The sequence below is a fragment of the Pseudomonas sp. A6 genome (assembly GCF_052367875.1).
Lineage (GTDB): Bacteria > Pseudomonadota > Gammaproteobacteria > Pseudomonadales > Pseudomonadaceae > Pseudomonas > Pseudomonas citronellolis.
Genome location: NZ_CP198970.1, coordinates 1,396,187 through 1,414,323 on the forward strand (window position 1 = coordinate 1,396,187; position 18,137 = coordinate 1,414,323).

At 71.1% G+C, this 18,137-nt stretch carries 14 protein-coding genes; 13 read left to right on the plus strand and 1 reads right to left on the minus strand.

What is annotated here, in order from left to right; genetic code table 11:
• Positions 1–71 precede the first annotated feature (71 nt).
• From ACTWJ5_RS06335 to ACTWJ5_RS06390, 12 genes are all read left to right on the plus strand, one after another.
• On the plus strand, positions 72–2,870 hold the full coding sequence (locus tag ACTWJ5_RS06335) for an ATP-binding protein (protein ID WP_444437823.1): 2,799 nt from the start codon (positions 72–74) through the stop codon (positions 2,868–2,870).
• Entirely contained in the window at positions 2,867–4,066 is a 1,200-nt protein-coding gene (locus ACTWJ5_RS06340) for an EAL domain-containing response regulator (RefSeq protein WP_058072747.1), read from the plus strand. Before ACTWJ5_RS06335 ends, ACTWJ5_RS06340 begins: the two co-directional genes overlap by 4 nt.
• Before the next feature lie 107 nt (positions 4,067–4,173).
• Positions 4,174–7,401 carry a hybrid sensor histidine kinase/response regulator gene (locus ACTWJ5_RS06345; RefSeq protein WP_253391519.1) on the plus strand — a complete coding sequence of 1,076 codons (3,228 nt, stop codon included), beginning with the start codon at positions 4,174–4,176 and terminating at the stop codon, positions 7,399–7,401.
• A 63-nt stretch (positions 7,402–7,464) separates the two neighbouring features.
• Positions 7,465–8,115, plus strand: a complete 651-nt coding sequence (locus ACTWJ5_RS06350) for a response regulator transcription factor (RefSeq protein WP_043272408.1) — start codon at positions 7,465–7,467, stop codon at positions 8,113–8,115.
• Between the two features lie 238 nt (positions 8,116–8,353).
• A complete protein-coding gene (locus ACTWJ5_RS06355) occupies positions 8,354–8,902 on the plus strand; it encodes a fimbrial protein (protein ID WP_058072749.1) in 549 nt (182 codons plus the stop codon).
• 51 nt (positions 8,903–8,953) lie between these two features.
• A complete protein-coding gene (locus ACTWJ5_RS06360; protein WP_116422554.1) occupies positions 8,954–9,697 on the plus strand; it encodes a fimbrial biogenesis chaperone in 744 nt (247 codons plus the stop codon).
• Positions 9,698–9,744: 47 nt separating this feature from the next.
• Positions 9,745–12,354 carry a fimbria/pilus outer membrane usher protein gene (locus ACTWJ5_RS06365; protein WP_444437827.1) on the plus strand — a complete coding sequence of 870 codons (2,610 nt, stop codon included), beginning with the start codon at positions 9,745–9,747 and terminating at the stop codon, positions 12,352–12,354.
• 24 nt (positions 12,355–12,378) lie between these two features.
• Positions 12,379–13,383: a fimbrial protein gene (locus ACTWJ5_RS06370; protein ID WP_116422553.1), complete on the plus strand. Its 1,005-nt coding sequence runs from the start codon at positions 12,379–12,381 to the stop codon at positions 13,381–13,383.
• A gap of 105 nt (positions 13,384–13,488) precedes the next feature.
• Positions 13,489–13,860: a YciI family protein gene (locus ACTWJ5_RS06375; RefSeq protein WP_116422552.1), complete on the plus strand. Its 372-nt coding sequence runs from the start codon at positions 13,489–13,491 to the stop codon at positions 13,858–13,860.
• Between the two features lie 49 nt (positions 13,861–13,909).
• On the plus strand, positions 13,910–14,692 hold the full coding sequence (locus ACTWJ5_RS06380) for a DUF899 domain-containing protein (protein WP_444437830.1): 783 nt from the start codon (positions 13,910–13,912) through the stop codon (positions 14,690–14,692).
• Positions 14,693–14,707: 15 nt separating this feature from the next.
• Positions 14,708–15,136, plus strand: coding sequence for a YybH family protein (locus ACTWJ5_RS06385; RefSeq protein WP_058488642.1), 429 nt, complete (start codon positions 14,708–14,710; stop codon positions 15,134–15,136).
• 9 nt (positions 15,137–15,145) lie between these two features.
• Complete coding sequence (locus ACTWJ5_RS06390; protein ID WP_444437832.1) at positions 15,146–16,399, plus strand: RNA polymerase sigma factor; 1,254 nt, start codon at positions 15,146–15,148, stop codon at positions 16,397–16,399.
• A 7-nt stretch (positions 16,400–16,406) separates the two neighbouring features.
• On the opposite strand, the gene ACTWJ5_RS06395 is transcribed toward ACTWJ5_RS06390, so the two are convergent.
• Positions 16,407–17,099 (minus strand): Crp/Fnr family transcriptional regulator, encoded by a 693-nt coding sequence (locus tag ACTWJ5_RS06395; protein WP_444437834.1) that lies wholly within the window; start codon positions 17,097–17,099, stop codon positions 16,407–16,409.
• A gap of 160 nt (positions 17,100–17,259) precedes the next feature.
• Between ACTWJ5_RS06395 and ACTWJ5_RS06400 the strand changes: the two genes are divergently transcribed.
• Complete coding sequence (locus ACTWJ5_RS06400) at positions 17,260–18,123, plus strand: SDR family NAD(P)-dependent oxidoreductase (protein WP_043272414.1); 864 nt, start codon at positions 17,260–17,262, stop codon at positions 18,121–18,123.
• Positions 18,124–18,137 lie beyond the last annotated feature (14 nt).

The window sequence follows — 18,137 nt, forward strand, 5'->3', positions numbered from 1 at the left end:
AAAATTGCGATAGGCATCACAATTAGAATTGTCTGATGTCAGATTGAGGTCATTGCCTACAAGCTGACGGGATGAAGTTAGGACAATTCCTTCGTCCGCTGGACGCCTCCTTTTCCACTCCCAGCGCCGCCCGCAAACTGCTGCGCCTGCTCAGCGGCGCGCTGCTGCTGTGCCTGCTGTGCAGCCTGGCGTTCGCCCTGAGCATGGCGTTCAACCATGAGGTGTCGATCCGCCGCCGCGACATGAATGCGGCCATGTACGAGGCGCAGCTGTACTTCAGCCAGCGCGAGTCGCTGCTCGACTACCTCGGCCGCGGCCAGTTGCCGCTGGCCACGCCGGCCGGCGCGGCCACGCGGCTGCCGGCCTGGCCCGGCGAAGGCCCGGCGCCGCTGTTGCTGCCGCTGCCCGGCGCCGCGCGGGCGCTGCTGCTGTTCCCCGGCGACCTGGCCGAGCTGCGCGACAAGCGCCTGGGGCTGATCCACGTGGCGTCCGGCGCTACGCCGCAGGTCAGCCGGCTCAACGAGGCGGGCCACCCCGACGCCGCGCTGCCGGCCGGCGTGCTCGCCGCCCTGGCGGGCAGCTCCGGGGCGGGGCCGGGCACGCGCTGGCTGGCCGACCCCGGCGACCCGCTGGGTCGGCTGTTCCTGTTCAAGCGCCTGGAGGACGGCTGGCTGGGCCTGGAAATCCGCGGCGACGACCTCGACGCGGCGCTGCAGCGGCCCGAGGCCGGCGACTACCTGCTGCTGGACCGCCGGCACCGGGTGGTTTTCTCCAGCCCCGCCGAAAGCCCCGACGGCGAGGTGTTCCGCAACCTGTGGAATGGCGACTGCTTCGACTTCGTCGGCCTGGGGCCGATTCCCCTGCAGGTGGCCCTGCTCAAGCACCTGGGCGCCTCGAACTGGGCGCTGGTCTACCACCAGGGCGTCGGCCAGCTGCTGGTCGCCCTCTGGCTGCCGATCCTGCTGGCCAGCGGCCTGGCGCTGGCCGCCGGCCTGCTGCTGCAGCGCCTGGGGCAGCGCATCGACCAGCGCCTGATCCGCCCGGCGCAGCAGCGCCTGGAGGCGCTCAAGGAAAGCGAAGCCTTCTCCCGCGCGGTCATCCGCGCAGCCCCCGTGGCGCTGTGCGTGCTGCGCCGCGCCGATGCCGCGGTGGTGCTGGAGAACCCCCAGGCCGAGCAGTGGCTGGACGGCGGCCAGGTGATCCCCCGCGACGGCGCGCGCTGGATCGCCCAGGCCTTCGCCAGGGAGGGCGGCGCGGCCTGCGAGGAACTGGCGGTGGGCGGCGGGCGTCACCTGTACCTGAGCTACACGCCGACGCGCTACAACGGCGAGGACGTGCTGTTCTGCGCCTTCAGCGACATCAGCGCGCGCAAGCAGGCCGAGGCCGAGCTGTCCCGCGCCAAGCAGCTGGCCGACGCCGCCAACCAGGCCAAGACGCTGTTCCTGGCCACCATGAGCCACGAGATCCGCACGCCGCTGTACGGTGTGCTGGGCACCCTGGAACTGCTCGGCCGCACCCGCCTGGACCTGCAGCAGACCGGCTACCTGCAGGCCATCCAGCGTTCCTCCTCGACCCTGCTGCAGCTGATCAGCGACGTGCTCGACGTGTCCAAGATCGAGGCCGGGCAACTGGTGCTGGAGCCGGAGGAATTCTCGCCCCTGGAGCTGACCGAGGAAGTGGTCCAGTCCTTCGCCGGCGCGGCGCGGGCCAAGGGCCTGCAACTGTTCAGCTGCATCGACGCGCAGCTGCCCCTGCGCCTGTCCGGCGACGCCACGCGCATCCGCCAGATCCTGGGCAACCTGCTGAGCAACGCGCTGAAGTTCACCGACAGCGGCCGCGTGCTGGTGCGCGTGCGCCAGCGCGGCGAGGAGGGCGGCAAGGCGATCCTGGACTGGCAGGTGATCGACAGCGGCTGCGGCATCGCCGCCGAAGAGCAGGTGCGGCTGTTCGAGCCCTTCTACCAGGTCGGCGGCAGCGCCCGCCAGGTGGGCGGCACCGGCCTGGGCCTGTCGATCTGCAAGCGCCTCACCCGCCTGATGCACGGCCGCCTGCGGGTGGTCAGCGACCTCGGCCTGGGCAGCAGCTTCACCTTGAGCCTGCCGCTGGAGCCGGTCGAGGCCGCGGCGCCGCAACCGATTCTGGAGGACGGCCCGGTGCTGGTGCTCTCGCCCATGCGCGAGCTGGGCGAGGCGCTGTGCGGCTGGATCGCCCGCTGGGGCGCGCGGGCGCGGATGGCCACGCCGCAGCTGCTGGCCGAGGCCGACGACCAGTCGGTGCTGGTGGAGGTCCGCCTGCACGGCCCGGCGGCGGCGCCGCTGGAGGGCTGGCCGGGCTGCCGCGTGGTGCTCAGCGCCGAGGGGCACCTGCAGCCGGCGCGCCTGGGCTGCGACTGGCTGGTCGGCCTGCACAGCCTGGGCGCCCTGGGCCGGGCCATCGGGCTGGCCCAGGGCTGCCTCGGCGGCGGCGCCCAGCGCGAACGCCCGGCGGGCGCCGCGCGCGACCTGCTGGGGCTGCGCGTGCTGGTGGTGGAAGACAACCAGATCAACCAGCTGATCCTGCGTGACCAGCTGAACGCCCTGGGCTGCCGCGTGGAACTGGCCGGCAACGGCCAGGAAGCCCTGCAGCGCGGGCGCGCCGAAGACATCGACGTGGTCCTCACCGACCTCAACATGCCACGCATGGACGGCTACCAGCTGGCCAGCGAACTGCGCCAGCGCGGCTGGCAGCAGCCGATCATCGGGGCCACCGCCAATGCCATGCGCGAGGAGCGCGAGCGCTGCCTCGCCGCCGGCATGGACGACTGCCTGCTCAAGCCGGTGGACCTGGAGACGTTGTACCGCTGCCTGGCGGCAGCGAAGGAGATTTCATGAACCCCCTGCCTTACCGGGTGCTGGTCGTCGAAGACCAGGCCTTCCAGCGCGAGTACCTGCTGGAGCAACTGCGCACCCAGGGCGTGTGCTACCTCGAGGCGGCCGCCGACGGCGCCGAGGCCATCGAGCGCCTGGAGCGCCAGCGCTTCGACCTGGTGCTCAGCGACCTGCTGATGCCGGGGATGGACGGCGTGCAGCTGATCCAGCACCTGTCCACCCTGGAGTGGCGCCCGCAGCTGGCGCTGATGAGCTCGGCGCCGCAGCGGGTGCTCGGCGGCGCCTGCCAGGCGGCCAGGGCGCTGGGCCTGTCGGTGCTCGACCTGATCGCCAAGCCGGCGCCGCCGGCGGCCATCGCGCGGCTGCTGGAGCGCCTCGGCCAGCGCCAGGGCGCCGCGCGCGAACCGGGCCGGCAGGCGACCTGCTTCAGCCGCTCGCAACTGCTGCTGGCCCTGGCGCGGGGCGAGCTGCAGGCCTGGTTCCAGCCGAAGAAGTCGCTGCGCGACGGGCGCATCGTCGCCGCCGAGGCCCTGGTGCGCTGGCTGCACCCGGAGCACGGCCTGCTGCTGCCCGGCGCCTTCATCGACGACCTGGCCCGCCACGGCCTGGAGCAGGTGCTGCTGTGGACCATGATCGAGCAGTCGCTGCGCGCCCAGGCCGGCTGGCGCCAGCAGGGCTACCGCATACCGGTGTCGGTGAACCTGCCGACGCACCTGCTGGACGACCCCGGCCTGCCCGACCGCCTGGCCGACTTCGTCGTGCTGCAGGGCGGCGAGCCGGCCTCGCTGTGCTTCGAGTTGACCGAAAGCAGCACCACGCGCCGGCCCGGCAACTACCATGCCGGGGCCTGCCGCCTGCGCATGAAGGGCTTCGGCCTGGCCCAGGACGACTTCGGCCAGGGCTACAGCTCGCTGTACAACCTGGTGTCGACGCCCTTCACCGAGCTGAAGATCGACCGCGCCCTGGTGCACGGCAGCGTCGAGGACGAATCCCTCGCCGCGGCCCTGGAGAGCACCGTGGCCCTGGGCCACCGGCTGGGCCTGGAAGTGGTCGCCGAAGGCGTGGAGAGCACCGCCGAGCTGAGCCTGCTGCGGCGCCTGGCCTGCGACCGGGTACAGGGCTTCCTGATCTCCGAGGCGGTGTGCGCCGAGGCCTTCGACCGCCTGCTGCACGAAGACGGGCCGGCGGGGGCTCCCTGAGCCTCGTCCGGCGCCGCGCCGGCGGCGCAGCCTCGCGGGCTCGCCCGGGGCCATCTACAGTCAGCGAATCATGTTCTGCATGTTTCATGCGCGGAGCCCATTGCACCTTGGAACACAACGAAGGCTCGATCGGCAAGCTGGCCCGCAGCTCGCAGCGCCTGAACTTCTGGCTGTTCGGGCTGCTGGCGCTCAGCCTCGGGCTGGTGGGCGTGAGCTTCTGGGCGATCAAGCGCGTGCTGCAGGAGGAGTACGACAAGATCGACTTCCACTTCTCCCGGCTGATGGGCGACATCCGCGAGCACGAGGCGTTCCTGCTGCGCATCGCCCAGCAGAGCGACGAGGCCACGCGCAAGCGCGACCAGGACGTGGTGCCGCTGCAGCTCTCGCTGCAATGGCGCGAGGGGCCGATGGAGGTCTACGAGGGCCGCGAGTTCTCCTTCGCCATGCCCTTCACCCTGGCCGCCCGCGACCACGCGCCGGCGGACGGCGTCTCCACCGGGCCGTTCTCCCTCGGGGTGATGCTGGCGAACTTCTACTCCAGCGTCTGGAGCACTTCCAGCTACCCGGCGCCGCAGGCGCTGCTGTTCGACCTGGACGGCACCACCAGCATCGCGGTGCCGGCCCTGGCCAGCTCCCCGGGGCGCGGCGGGCTGGCCCGCGACACCTTCCTCGAAGTGGCCGCGCGGGTCGCCGCCGGCGTGCGCGAGCGCCCGCCCCCCGCGCACGACTACCAGGTGCACTGGGGCCGCGCCGACACCTACCACGGCGACAGCCGCGCGCTGCTCGGCTACGTCACCGTCGACCTGCCGGACAGCCTGTGGTGGGAAGGCGAGCGCGAGCGCCAGGTGATCGCCGCCAGCCTGCTCGACCTGGACCGCATCAACGACTACGAGCAGACCCTCCTGCGCCCGCTGTTCGGCCAGCTGACCCTGCTGGCGCCGGACGGCCGCCAACTGATGGGCCCGCCGCGCCCGGCGGAGCTGGACGACGGCCTGAGCCTGGGCAGCCGCGGCATGCTGTTCAAGCTGCGCAGCCAGCCCCACGGCGGCTGGGTTGCCGTCTACGGGGTGGACTACACGCTGTTCTTCCGCAACCTGGAGTGGCTGTTGCTGAGCCTGCCGGCGCTGGTGCTGACGGGCGTGGGCATCGGCCTGTACAGCGTGCGCTGGTACGCGCGGCGGGTGGTGGGGCCGGCCAGCGCGGCGCACCTGCGGGTGGTGGAGAGCGATGCCTTCAGCCGCACGGTGATCGACACCGCGCCGGTGGCCCTGTGCGTGCTGGGCCGCCATGGCCAGCAGCTGATCATCCACAACCAGCTGGCCGCGCAGTGGCTGGGCAGCGAGGCCGACATCCTCGCCCTGGCCCGCGACTGGCGGCTGTTCGACGGCGGCTGGCAGCACGGCGAGCTGTGCATCCGCAACGACGGCCTGTACCTGCAGGCGGCCTTCGCCGCCACCCGCTACCACGGCGAGGAAGCGCTGCTCTGTGTGTTCCGCGACATCACCGCCTACCACCAGGCCCAGGGCGCGCTGGCCGAGGCCAAGCGCGCGGCGGACTCGGCCAACGCCGCCAAGACGCTGTTCCTGGCCAACATGAGCCATGAGATCCGCACGCCGCTGTACGGCGTGCTGGGCACCCTGGAACTGCTCGCCCTCACCAGCCTGGACGTGCAGCAGCGCGGTTACCTGCAGGCCATCCAGGGCTCCTCGACGACCTTGCTGCAACTGATCAGCGACATCCTCGACGTGTCCAAGATCGAGGCCGGGCAGATGCTCCTCACCGAAGAGGACTTCAGCCCGCTGGACCTGGCCGAGGAAGTGATGCGCGGCTTCGCCGTCGGCGCCGCGGCCAAGCACCTGCAGTGGTACGCCTGCATCGACGCCGAGGTGCCGGCGCGCCTGCACGGCGACGCGGCGCGCCTGCGCCAGGTGCTGAACAACCTGCTGAGCAACGCGCTGAAGTTCACCGACGTCGGCCGCGTGGTGCTGCGCCTGAAGGTGCTCGGCCGCAGCGGGCAGCGGGTGCGCCTGCAATGGCAGGTCACCGACACCGGCATCGGCATTCCCGAGCACCTGCAGCCGCGCCTGTTCGAACCCTTCTTCCAGGTCGCCGAGGGCCACGGCAGCCTGGGCGGCACCGGCCTGGGCCTGGCCATCTGCTCGCGGCTCACGCAACTGATGGGCGGCGAGCTGCGCCTGGTCAGCGAGCCGGGCCTGGGCAGCAGCTTCTCGCTGTTCCTCGACCTGCCCGAAAGCGGCGAGGGCGGCAGCGCCCTGGCCGAGGTGCAGCTGCAATCCGGGCCGGTCTACCTGCGCGGTGCCGTGCGCGAGCTGGCCGGCTGCCTGGAGGCCTGGCTGCAGCGCTGGGGCTGCCTGGTGCTGCCCGGCGAGCCGCCGCCCGGCAGCGAGGCGACGACGGTGCTGCTGGAGCTGTTTCCCGATGCCCTGGAGCGCTGCGACTGGTCGGGGCCGCGGGTGCGCGTCCTGGCCGAGGCCGCCGGCCAGCCGCAGTTCGAGCGCGGCGCCTGGTGCGTCAGCCCGCTCAGCCTGCGCGGCATCGCCCGGGCCCTGGCGCTGGCGCAGAACGGCGAGGAGCAGCTGCCGGCGGTGGCCGAGCCGCCGCGCTTCGGCAAGCTCGGCCTGCGGGTGCTGGTGGCCGAGGACAACCCGGTCAACCAGGTGCTGCTGCGCGAGCAACTGGAGGAGCTGGGCTGCCAGGTGCGCCTGGCCGGCGACGGCCGCGAGGCATTGCGGCAGTTCGAGGGCGAGACCTTCGACGTGCTGCTCACCGACGTCAACATGCCGCACTGCAACGGCTACCAGCTGACCCGCGAATTGCGCGAGCGCGGCCTGGCGCTGCCGATCATCGGCGTGACCGCCAACGCCATGCGCGAGGAGGGCGAGCGCTGCCGGGCGGTGGGGATGAACGCCTGGCTGGTCAAGCCGCTGAGCCTGCAGGTGCTGCACGACACCCTGCGCGCGCTGGCGGCGCCCGGCGTGGCGGCCGAGGCGACGGCCGGCGCGGCGGCTGGCACTGCGCAGGCGCCGCAGGCCGCGGCGGGGCTGCAGGTGCCGGCGCACATGCTGCGGCTGTTCGTCGACACCATGCGCCAGGACCTGGAAAGCGCCGCCCAGGCCCGCCAGGCGGGCGACGCGGCGGCGCTGTGCCAGGCCCTGCACCGCATGGCCGGAGCCCTGGCGGTGGTGCGCGGGCAGGCCCTGGTGCGCAGCTGCCGGCTGCTGGAGGAGGGCCTCGGGGAAGGCCGCGTGGACTGCGACGATCCGCGGGTGGCGCGCCTGCTGGCGCGGATCGACGAGGCTCTGTGCAGCCTCTGAGGGCTAAGCTGAGAAGGACGGCCCGTCGCTGCGGCGGGCAACAGGCATGACCAAGAGACCGTTATGGAAAAACTCAGAATCGTGGTGGCCGATGATCATTCGATCGTACGGATGGGCGTGCGCGAAGTGGTGCAGGGGGACCCGCGCTTCTCCATCGTCGGCATGGCCGCCAACTCCAGCGAACTGGTGCGCCTGTACGGCGAGCTGGCGCCGGACATCGTCATCGCCGACTACAACATGCCCGGCGACGAGCAGTACGGCGACGGCCTCAAGCTGGTCGGCTACCTGCTGCGGCAGTTCCCGGGCACCCGCGTGCTGATCTACACCATGCTCAGCAACAACCTGATCTTCTCCAGCCTCTACGATCTGGGCGTGGCCGGGGTGGTGCCCAAGAGCAGCGACCCGGAGGAAATCCTCGCGGCGCTCGACGCCATCGCCGGCGGGCGCATCTACCGCGGCGCCTGCATGCAGGACCCGAACAGCGTGCTGCCCGGCGGCGACGACATCGAGGGGCGCATCGCCAGCCTCTCGACCAAGGAGTACGAAGTGCTGCGCCACTTCGTCTCGGGCCTGAGCGTGCGCGACATCGCCCGGGTGCTCAACCGCAGCGTGAAGACCGTCAGCGCGCAGAAGATCGCCGCCATGCGCAAGCTGGAGGTGGACAGCGACCAGGCGCTGCTGACCTTCTGCATCAAGGCCGAGCTCTTCCAGTGAGAGGCTGTAGGAATCTTCTCGTTACATCCATAGGAAGAGTTTGAAATTCCTTTGAGATTTGTCTGATTAAAGCCTTCCTACGCACTCCCTAAAGTATGCGGCGTCGAGGCTGCCGGCCCTCCATCGCCACTGCGCTGGAAGGCGGTGGCGAGGAACCTTCGAGTGGCTCGGGTTCCTCGGGCGGGCCATTGCCGCTCGGCAGGCAGCCAGCGCAACCGCATTCAATTGGAGTTCGATCATGCACAAGAACCTGCTCGCCGCCCTGATCGTGGCCGGCGCCGGCCTGTCGCTAAACGCCCAGGCGGCCCAGACCGGGCAGATCCAGATCACCGGCAAGGTGGTGGACACCACCTGCTCGGTGGACGCCGGCTCGGGCAATGTCCAGGTGACCCTGCCCAACGTCGACAAGTCGCTGCTGCAGAACCCGGGCAGCAACACCGGCATCACCCCGTTCTCGGTCAAGGTCTCCGGCTGCACCGGCAGCTCCGGCACCGGCGCCGATACCGTGTCCATCGCCTTCGTCCCGGACGCCAACGTCGACATGAACGGCAACCTGGTCAACACCGGCGGCGCCAGCGCCGTGGCGGTGCAGCTGCTGGACAAGAACCAGCAGCCGATCAACATCCACAACGACAGCTACAGCGCCCAGGTGGCCCGCGGCGAGTCCACCGACGTGTCCGGCGGCGACATCAACCTGAACTACTACGCCCGCTACTTCTCCGCGGCCGGCGGGGCTGGCGCGGGTGACGTCGCGACCCAGGCGAACTTCCAGCTGATCTATCAGTGATCCACCCGTGATCGACCTGCCCGAGGCTCCGCCCCGGGCATCGAGGTACCCATGAAACAAGTCTTCCCCTCGCTGCGGCCGGCCTGGCTGCTGGCCGGCTTCCTGCTGCTCGCCTTCGGCGCGCCCCTGGCCCGCGCCGGGGTGGTCATCGACGGCACGCGGGTGATCTACCCGGCGAAGGAACGCGAGGTCACCCTGCGCCTGACCAACCAGGGCAAACAGCCGGTGCTGATGCAGGTCTGGGCCGACCGCGGCGACGAACGCTCCACGCCGCAGACCGCCAACGCGCCCTTCCTCATCACGCCGCCGATCTTCCGCCTGGACCCGCAGAAGGGCCAGAGCGTGCGCCTGATGTTCACTGGCGAGAAGCTGCCGCAGGACCGCGAGTCGCTGTTCTGGTTCAACGCCTTGGAAGTGCCGCCCATGCCCCAGGGCGCCGAGGCCAACTACATGCAGATCGCCGTGCGCTCGCGGTTGAAGCTGTTCTACCGGCCGGCCGGGCTGCCCGGCGACGTGGGCAGCGCGGTGGGCCAGGTGCGCTGGCAACTGGTGCGCCAGGGCGCGGGCTATGCCCTGCGCGGCGACAATTCCAGCCCCTACCACCTGTCCTACAGCGGCCTGACCCTGGTCCAGGGCGGCCGCGACTACAAGGCGGCGGGCGGGATGATCGCGCCCTTCGCCAGCCAGACCTTCGCCCTCGACGGCTTCGCCGGCGGCACGGGCGCCGGGCAGGTGCGCTACCGCTGGATGAGCGACTACGGCGCCGCCCCGGAACGAACCGCCAGCCTGCATTGACCCCGGCCGCGCCTGGCGCGCGAGGGCCGATCCGACAAGGTACATCGATGTCTCGTCATTCCCGTCGTATTCCGGCCGCGCGCCGGCGCGCCTGGCCGTGCCCGGGGCCGCTGGCCCTGGCTATCGCCGCGGCCTGGGCCGCCTTCCCGGCGGACGCGCTGCGGGCCGCCGAGGACGCGCTCTACGCCGCCTTCAACCCGGCCTTCCTGCGCGGCCCCGACGGCCGCCCGCTGGACGTCACGCGCTACGAGCACGGCAACCCGGTCACCCCGGGCAGCTACCGGGTGGACGTCTACGTCAACCAGACCTGGACCGGCCGCCAGGAGCTGCGGGTGCGCGGCGGCGAGGGCGACGCCCCGCCCAGCTACTGCTTCAAGCGCAGCCAGTTGCCGGCCCTGGGCCTGGACAGCGCCCGGCTGCCGGACGCCAAGGCCGCTGCGCGCGCCCTGGAGGACGCCGACTGCGTGGACGTGGTGCGCCTGGTGCCCGGCGCCCGCGCGGACTTCGTCCAGGGCGACCTGCGCCTGGACCTGAGCATTCCCCAGGCCTACCTGGGCCGGGTGTCGCGCGGCTACGTCGACCCGCGCGACTGGGACCGCGGCGTCACCGCGGCCTTCGTCGACTACAACGCCAACGCCTACCGCACCGAGGCCGGCGGCACCCAGGACCAGTACTACGCCGGCCTCAACGCCGGGCTCAACCTGGGCGACTGGCGCCTGCGCCACAACGGCAGCTACAGCCAGAGCCAGGGCGACCGGCAGAAGAGCACGCGGCACTACGACGCGATCAGCAGCTACGCCCAGCGCGACGTTACCGCGTTGAAATCGCAGCTGACCCTGGGCGAATACTTCACCCCCGCCGACCTGTTCGACAGCGTGCCCTACAGCGGCGTCCAGCTGGCCTCGGACGACCGCATGCTGCCCGACTCGCAGCGCGGCTTCGCCCCGGCCATCCGCGGCACCGCCGAGACCAACGCCAAGGTCACGGTGCGCCAGGGCGGCAACGTCCTCTACGAAACCAGCGTGGCGCCCGGGCCCTTCGTCATCGACGACCTGTACAACTCCGGCTACGCCGGCGACCTGGAAGTGACGGTGACCGAGGCCGACGGCCGCGTGCGCCAGTTCACCGTGCCCTTCGCCAGCGTCGCGCAGCTGCTGCGCCCGGGCGTGTCGCGCTACAGCGTCACCGCCGGCAAGTACCGCGACGACCGCCTGGACGACACCCCGAACTTCGTCCAGGGCACCTACCAGCGCGGCATCTCCAACCTGTGGACCGGCTACACCGGCAGCATAGTCGCGGAGAACTACCTGGCGCTGCAGGGCGGCCTGGCCCTGAGCACGCCGGTGGGCGCCTTCGCCTTCGACGTCACCCAGTCCCACGCCAGCGGCCTGAAGGCCGGCGACCAGGGCGGCAGCGCCAGTGGCCAGAGCTTCCGCCTGAGCTACAGCAAGCTGCTGGAGTCCACCCGCACCAACTTCGCGGTGGCGGCCTACCGCTTCTCCAGCGACGGCTACCTGAACTTCGCCGACTTCGCCTACGCGCGCTCGCCGGAAGACGCCAACTACATCGCCTGGCGCCAGCGCAACCGCTTCCAGGTCAACCTCAGCCAGCCCCTGGGCGAGCGCCTGGGCAGCCTGTACCTGAGCGGTTCGGCGCAGAACTACTGGAACACCGGCAAGGGCAGCGACATGAGCTACCAGGCCGGCTACTCCAACAGCTTCAGCTGGGGCAGCCTGAGCCTGTCGGCCAACCGCACCCGCGCGCTGTCCGGCGAGACCGACACCCAGTACATGCTCAACCTGTCGCTGCCGCTGGGGCGCTCCAGCCACGCGCCGTACCTGAACAGCACCACCACGCGCAACAGCAACGGCGATATCAACAGCCAGCTGAGCGTGGCCGGCTCGCTGGGCGACTACAACCAGTTCAGCTACGGCGTGTACGGCTCGCGCAGCCGCATCGACGGGCAGAGCAGCAACACCGGTGGCGCCAACGTGCAGTACCGCGCGCCGCAGACCAACCTGTCGGCCAGCTACAGCGAAGGCGAGGGCTACCACCAGTACGGCCTGGGCCTGACCGGCAGCGTGGTGGCGCACCCCGGCGGGATCAACTTCAGCCAGGCCCAGGGCGAGACCCGCGCGGTGATCGAGGCCAGGGGCGCGGCCGGCGCGGCGCTGGTCAACAGCAGCGGCGGCGCGGTCGGCGGCAACGGCTACGGGGTGGTCTCCAGCCTGATGCCCTACCGCGAGAACCAGGTGGCGCTCGACCCCAAGGGCCTGCCCGACGACGTCGAGCTGCAGACCACCGCGCAGAACGTGGCGCCGCGCTACGGCGCGGTGGTGATGCTCAAGTACCCCACCGTCAGCGGCCAGCCGCTGCTGCTGCGCCTGCTGGACGAGCAGGGCAACAACCTGCCGGTGGGCGCCGAGGTGCTCGACGCCCAGGGCAACAGCCTGACCCTGGTGGGCCAGGGCAGCCGGGTGTTCCTGCGCCTGCGCGACACCAGCGGCGAGCTGCAGGTGCGCTGGGGCGAAGGCCCGCAGCGGCAATGCCGGGCGCGCTACCAGGTGCCGGCCGCGACCGGCGACGGCAAACCCTTCCAGCAGGCCGAGGCGGTGTGCGTGCGCCCGTCCGCCGGCGGTGAACTGGCGGCCCGCTAGGCGGCCGCGTTCGACGAGGTATCCATGAAGAAGATTTTCCTGTTCTGCCTGCTGCTGTTGCTCGGCGGCCTGTCGACCACGGCCTGGGCGAGCTGCAGCTTCGACTCCGGCTACATGACCTCGCAGCTGAACATCAGCCTGCCGGCGACCATCAGCGTGCCCGTCGATGCCACGCCGAACACCGAGCTGTGGAGCAGCGGCTGGGTCTCCGCCAGCGGCAACAACATCAGCTGCAACAGCACCGGCGTCGTCTCCGGCGTGCTGGCCGGCGGCATCGGCGCGGCGGTGCCGGGCTTCACCAACAGCAGCGGCTACCCCTCGGTGTTCAAGACCAACATCGACGGCATCGGCATCTCGGTCTACTGGTGCAACAACGCCAACTGCAACCCGAACTACAACAACGTGACGCCCATCGCCAGCCTGGCCTGGCCGGTGAGCGCCACCCAGTACCCGCTGAAGAACTCCTGGTGGGTGCGCCTGGTGAAGACCGGGCCGATCCTCAATGGCGGCCAGCTGCAGGTCAGCGGCACCTCCACGGTGTCGTACCAGAACCTGACGGTGGCGCAGCTGACCTTCACCGGCGCCACCGCGGTCACCTCGCGGGCCTGCGAGATCAACCCCGACAGCCAGGGCATCACCGTGCCGCTGCCGACCGTGCTCAAGAGCGACTTCCCCGCCGGCCTCGGCGTGCTGGCCGACAACGGCAAGGCCCGCGCCTTCCACATCAACCTGCGCTGCGACAGCGGGGTGAAGGTCTGGTACCGCATCGACGGCGCCAGCAGCGGCAACCAGGTCCTCGACAACGCCAGCGGCGCCGGCATGGCCGGCGGCGTCGGCGTCCAGCTGTTCTTGGGCGACGCCAGCAGCATCCTGGTACACCCCCTGGCCACCCGCTCGCTGGCGGCCACCACCACGAACGCTGGCCAGGCGGTGAGCATTCCCCTGGCGGCCAAGTACTACAAGACCGCCAGCACGGTGACGGGCGGGCAGGTGGCGGTCACCGCGACCTTCACCATGACCTACGAATGAGCGACCGCTCGTCCGTTGGCGGGGGATAAAACCGACCTGCTGTCGATCCCCTCCGGCCCGGCGCGACTATAGGTATCTGCGTCCCAACGCCCGGAGGAGCCGAGGATGAAATACCTGTGCCTGATCTACCTGGACGAGAAAGCCGCCGCGCAGCTGCCCGCCCATGACTACCGCGCCGTGGTGGAAGAGTGCCTGGGCTACGAGCAGCAGTTGCGCGAGCGCGGCCAGTTGGTGGCGGTGGAGGCCCTGCAGTCGGTGGAGAACGCCACCACCCTGCGCCACCGCGACGGCCAGCTGTCGGTCACCGACGGGCCCTTCGCCGAGACCCGCGAGCAGCTCGGCGGCTTCTACCTGATCGAGGCGCGCGACCTCAACGAGGCCATCCAGATCGCCGCGAAGATCCCGCCGGGGCGCCTGGGCTGCATCGAGGTGCGGCCGATCCGCGACTGGGAGCAGCACTTCGCCGCCCAGGGCTGAGCCCCGCCACCCGCCGCGGCGGCGAGCCGCGCGAAGAGGAGAGCCAAGCATGAGCATCGACAACTTCACCCTGCCGCCCGTGGTGCCCCGCGAAGACTGGCTGGCCGCGCGCAAGCGCCTGTGGCAGCTGGAGCGCGAGGCCACCCACGCCCGCGACGCCCTCAACGCCGAGCGGCGCAAGCTGCCGCTGGTGCGCATCGACAAGGACTACCGCTTCGAAGGCCCCAGCGGCCCGCTGCGCCTGCTCGACCTGTTCGAGGGGCGGCCGCAACTGATCGTCTACCACTTCATGTTCCACCGCGACCGTGGCGAGGGCTGCGAGGGCTGCTCCTTCCTGGTCGACAACCTCGGCCGCCTGGAGCACCTGCACGCCCGCGGCACCACTCTGGCCCTGGTGTCCCGCGCGCCGCTGGCGGAGATCGCGCCGTTCCGCGCGCGCATGGGCTGGCGGCTGCCCTGGTATTCGTCCTTCGGCAGCGACTTCAACTACGACTTCCACGTCACCCTCGACGAGAAGGTGGCGCCGATCGAATACAACTACCGCGACCTGGACGAACTGCGGCGCCTGGGCCAGGACTACCACATCCAGGGCGAGCAGCCGGGGATGAGCGTGTTCCTGCGCGACGGCGACAGCGTCTACCACAGCTACTCCGCCTACGGCCGCGGGCTGGAGGCGCCGCTGTTCACCTACCACCTGCTCGACCTCTCGCCCCTGGGCCGCGGCGAGGGCTGGGGCGGCATGGCCGACCTCGACGGCAAGGGCATGAACTGGCTGCGCTACCATGACCGCTACGACGACGAGCAACCGCCGCACGGCTGCTGCGCATCCTGAAGAGGAGGAATTGCCATGGGAAGTCCCATCGACCCGGCCATCCAGCGCCTGCTGGACGGCTGGCTGGAAGCGGTACAGGCCGGCGACGTGGCGGCCATCGTCCGCCACTACAGCGACGACGTGCTGGCCTTCGACGCCGTGGCCCAATTGCAGTTCGTCGGCCGCGAGGCCTACGCGCAGCACTGGCGCACCTGCCTGCAGGCCTGCCAGCAGACGCGCTTCGAGCGCCACCACCTGGCGGTGGAGCAGGGCGGCGACGTCGCCTTCGGCCACTACCTGTCGTACTGCGGCGGCAAGGACGAGAAGGGCGAGGAGAAGGCCTCCTGGGCGCGGGCGAGCTTCGGCCTGCGGCGGGTGGACGGGGAATGGAAGATCGTCCACGAGCATTTCTCCATCCCCTTCGACATGCACACCGGGCAGCTGCTGTTCGACGCCCAGCCATGAGCCGGCCGCATGCATGACTACGCGCCGCCTTCGCTGCGGGATACGGTGGATGACATCTACCGCCGCGAATCGCGGCGCGTGCTGGCCACGCTGATTCGCCTGCTGGGCGACTTCGACCGCGCCGAGGAAGCGTTGCACGACGCCTTCGCCGCCGCCGTGGAGCAGTGGGGGCGCGATGGCCTGCCGCACAACCCGCGGGCCTGGCTGGTCTCCGCCGGGCGCTTCAAGGCCATCGACCACCTGCGCCGGCGGGTGCGCTTCGACGCCTCGCTGGAGCAGATCGCCCGCCAGCTGGAGATCGACGCCCAGGGCGAGGACGAGGCCGAGCACGAAGGCCTGGAGGACGACCGCCTGCGCCTGGTGTTCACCTGCTGCCACCCGGCGCTGGCCGCCGACGCCCAGGTGGCGCTGACCCTGCGCGAAGTCTGCGACCTGCGCACCGAGGAGATCGCCCGGGCCTTCCTGGCAGCGCCCGCGACCATCGCCCAGCGCATCGTCCGCGCCAAGCAGAAGATCCGCGACGCGCGCATCCCCTACCAGGTGCCGGAGCCGGCTGAACTGCCGCAGCGCCTGGCCAGCGTGCTGCGGGTGGTGTACCTGGTGTTCAACGAGGGCTACGCGGCTTCCAGCGGCGAATCCCTGACCCGCGCCGAGCTTTCCGCCGAGGCCATCCGTCTCGGTCGGCAACTGCTGGAACTGCTGCCGGAGCCGGAAGTGCTGGGCCTGCTGGCGCTGATGCTGCTGCAGGAGTCGCGGCGCGCCGCGCGCAGCGACGAGCATGGCGAGCTGGTGCTGCTGGAGCATCAGGACCGTTCGCGCTGGGACGCCGGGCTGATCGCCGAGGGCCAGCGCCTGGTCGGCCTGGCCCTGGCCAGCCGCCGCTTCGGCCCCTACAGCCTGCAGGCGGCCCTGGCCGCGGTGCACGCCGAGGCGGCGGACCTGGCCAGCACCGACTGGCCGCGGATGGTGGCGCTGTACGACGCGCTGCTGCAACTGCAGCCCTCGCCGGTGGTGGAACTCAACCGCGCCGTGGCCCTGGCCATGCGCGACGGCCCCGAGGCCGGGCTGGCAGCGGTGGACGCCATCCTCGCCCGCGGCGAACTGGCCGACTACCACCTGGCCCACGCCGCCCGCGCCGACTTCTGCCGACGCCTGGGCCGCCCCGCCGAAGCCCGCGAGGCCTACCAGCGCGCGCTGGCGCTGACGCGCCTGGAACCGGAGCGACGCTTCCTCGAACAGCGCCTGCGGGAGCTGGAAACGTAGGGCACCATCAACTCTGCGCCGCCATCTCCCGCAGCTTCTCCAGCGAGACGATGCGCAGCTGCCGGTAGCCCAGCTCCAGCGCGCCGCCGGCCACCAGCTCGCGCAGTTCCAGGGACAGCGTCTGGCGGCTGATGCCGAGCATCATCGCCAGCTCGTCCTGGCTGATGCGCACCAGCTGGCGCTGCTCGCCGTCGATGCTGCCGTCGCCGCGCGCCAGCTGTTCCAGGCGGCTGGCGATGCGGGCGCGGGTGGAGCGCAGCATGGCGTCTTCCAGCAGGCGGTAGACCAGGCGCGTGTGCTGCGCCTGGAGCACGCAGACGGCGCGGGCGAAGCCGTTGTCGAGCATCAGCCGGTCGAAGGTCGCCTGGTCCACGCCCAGCACCTCGCTGTCGCGGCTGGCGAGCACGTCGTGGGTGCGCGGCAGGCCGTCGAGCATCGACGCCTCGCCGAACCAGTGGCCGGGCTCCAGCACTGCGAGGATCGCCTCCTTGCCGTCCTCGCGCAGGGTCGAGGCCTTCAGCTTGCCGTGCAGCAGGGTGAGGAAGTGCTCGCCGCGGTCGCCCTGGCGGAACACGAACTCGCCGGCGCGCAACGGCTGGCGCCGGCCCTCGGCGGCCAGGGTGCGGCGCACCGTGGGCGCCAGGCGGGCGAACCAGGGGTTGGCGCCCAATTGCTGCAGGAGGTCTTCGGTATCGGGCATGGGGCGGGTTCGGGCAGTGGGTCGAGGCACTTTGACCGCCTTGCCCGGCCGCTGCAAGCCATGGCAATTGTCGGGTTTCCGGCAGTCCTGCGCCACGCGCTGGCCTAGCCTGCCTGGCAACGCGGGCGGCGTGCGCCCGCAGGCCAAGGAGAACAACAAGATGAGTTTCGCAGCCAAGGTAGTGTGGATAACCGGCGCCTCTTCCGGCATCGGCGAGGCGCTGGCGCTGGCATTGCTGGAGCAGGGCGCCGAGGTGATCCTCTCCGGCCGCCGCGTCGAGGCCCTGCAGGCGCTGGCCGGACGCGCCCCGCAGCGGGCCCTGGTGCTGCCCTTCGAAAGCACCGACTACGAGCGCCTGCCGGCCCTGGTGGAGCAGGCCTGGGCCTGGCGCGGGCGCATCGACCTGCTGGTGAACAACGCCGGCGTCAGCCAGCGCAGCCTGGCCCTGGATACCGGCCTTGCGGTCTATCGCCAACTGATGGAAGTGGACTACCTGGCCCCCGTGGCCCTGACCCAGGCCCTGCTGCCGCGCCTGGTGGAACAGCGCGGCGGGCAACTGGCGGTGGTCAGCTCGGTGGCCGGCAAGGTCGGCGCGCCGCTGCGCACCGGCTACTGCGGCGCCAAGCACGCGGTGGTCGGCTACTTCGAGGCGCTGCGCGCGGAAGTGGAGGCAGCCTACGGCATCGGCGTCAGCGTGATCCTGCCGGGCTCGGTGCGCACCGCCATCGCGCTGAACTCCCTGGAAGGCAACGGCACCCAGCGCGGCCGCTCGGACACCAACATCGACAACGGCATCGACCCGGCGGTGGCGGCCCAGACCATCCTCGCCGGCCTGGCTGCGCGGCAGCATGACATCGTGGTGGCCGAGGGGATGGAGAAGCTGGCGTTGCAGTTGCGGCAGGCTGATCCGGAGAAGCTTTTTGCGCTGGTTGCGCAGGAGGGGGCGCGTCTGGCGCAGCAGCGGGAGGAGTTGGGGGCTGGGGCTTCTATCGATCCGGGGGATGTGAGTCGGTTGCAGGGGTGAGCCCGGCGCGGCCT

Bases quoted from the DNA above. Each gene is read 5' to 3' on its own strand.
- ACTWJ5_RS06400 (WP_043272414.1), top strand. From the start codon at position 17,260: ATGAGTTTCGCAGCCAAGGTAGTGTGGATAACCGGCGCCTCTTCCGGC.
- ACTWJ5_RS06375 (WP_116422552.1), top strand. From the start codon at position 13,489: ATGAAATACCTGTGCCTGATCTACCTGGACGAGAAAGCCGCCGCGCAG.
- ACTWJ5_RS06380 (WP_444437830.1), top strand. From the start codon at position 13,910: ATGAGCATCGACAACTTCACCCTGCCGCCCGTGGTGCCCCGCGAAGAC.
- ACTWJ5_RS06355 (WP_058072749.1), top strand. From the start codon at position 8,354: ATGCACAAGAACCTGCTCGCCGCCCTGATCGTGGCCGGCGCCGGCCTG.
- ACTWJ5_RS06360 (WP_116422554.1), top strand. From the start codon at position 8,954: ATGAAACAAGTCTTCCCCTCGCTGCGGCCGGCCTGGCTGCTGGCCGGC.
- ACTWJ5_RS06395 (WP_444437834.1), bottom strand. From the start codon at position 17,099: ATGCCCGATACCGAAGACCTCCTGCAGCAATTGGGCGCCAACCCCTGG.
- ACTWJ5_RS06390 (WP_444437832.1), top strand. From the start codon at position 15,146: ATGCATGACTACGCGCCGCCTTCGCTGCGGGATACGGTGGATGACATC.
- ACTWJ5_RS06370 (WP_116422553.1), top strand. From the start codon at position 12,379: ATGAAGAAGATTTTCCTGTTCTGCCTGCTGCTGTTGCTCGGCGGCCTG.
- ACTWJ5_RS06340 (WP_058072747.1), top strand. From the start codon at position 2,867: ATGAACCCCCTGCCTTACCGGGTGCTGGTCGTCGAAGACCAGGCCTTC.
- ACTWJ5_RS06365 (WP_444437827.1), top strand. From the start codon at position 9,745: ATGTCTCGTCATTCCCGTCGTATTCCGGCCGCGCGCCGGCGCGCCTGG.
- ACTWJ5_RS06335 (WP_444437823.1), top strand. From the start codon at position 72: ATGAAGTTAGGACAATTCCTTCGTCCGCTGGACGCCTCCTTTTCCACT.
- ACTWJ5_RS06350 (WP_043272408.1), top strand. From the start codon at position 7,465: ATGGAAAAACTCAGAATCGTGGTGGCCGATGATCATTCGATCGTACGG.
- ACTWJ5_RS06385 (WP_058488642.1), top strand. From the start codon at position 14,708: ATGGGAAGTCCCATCGACCCGGCCATCCAGCGCCTGCTGGACGGCTGG.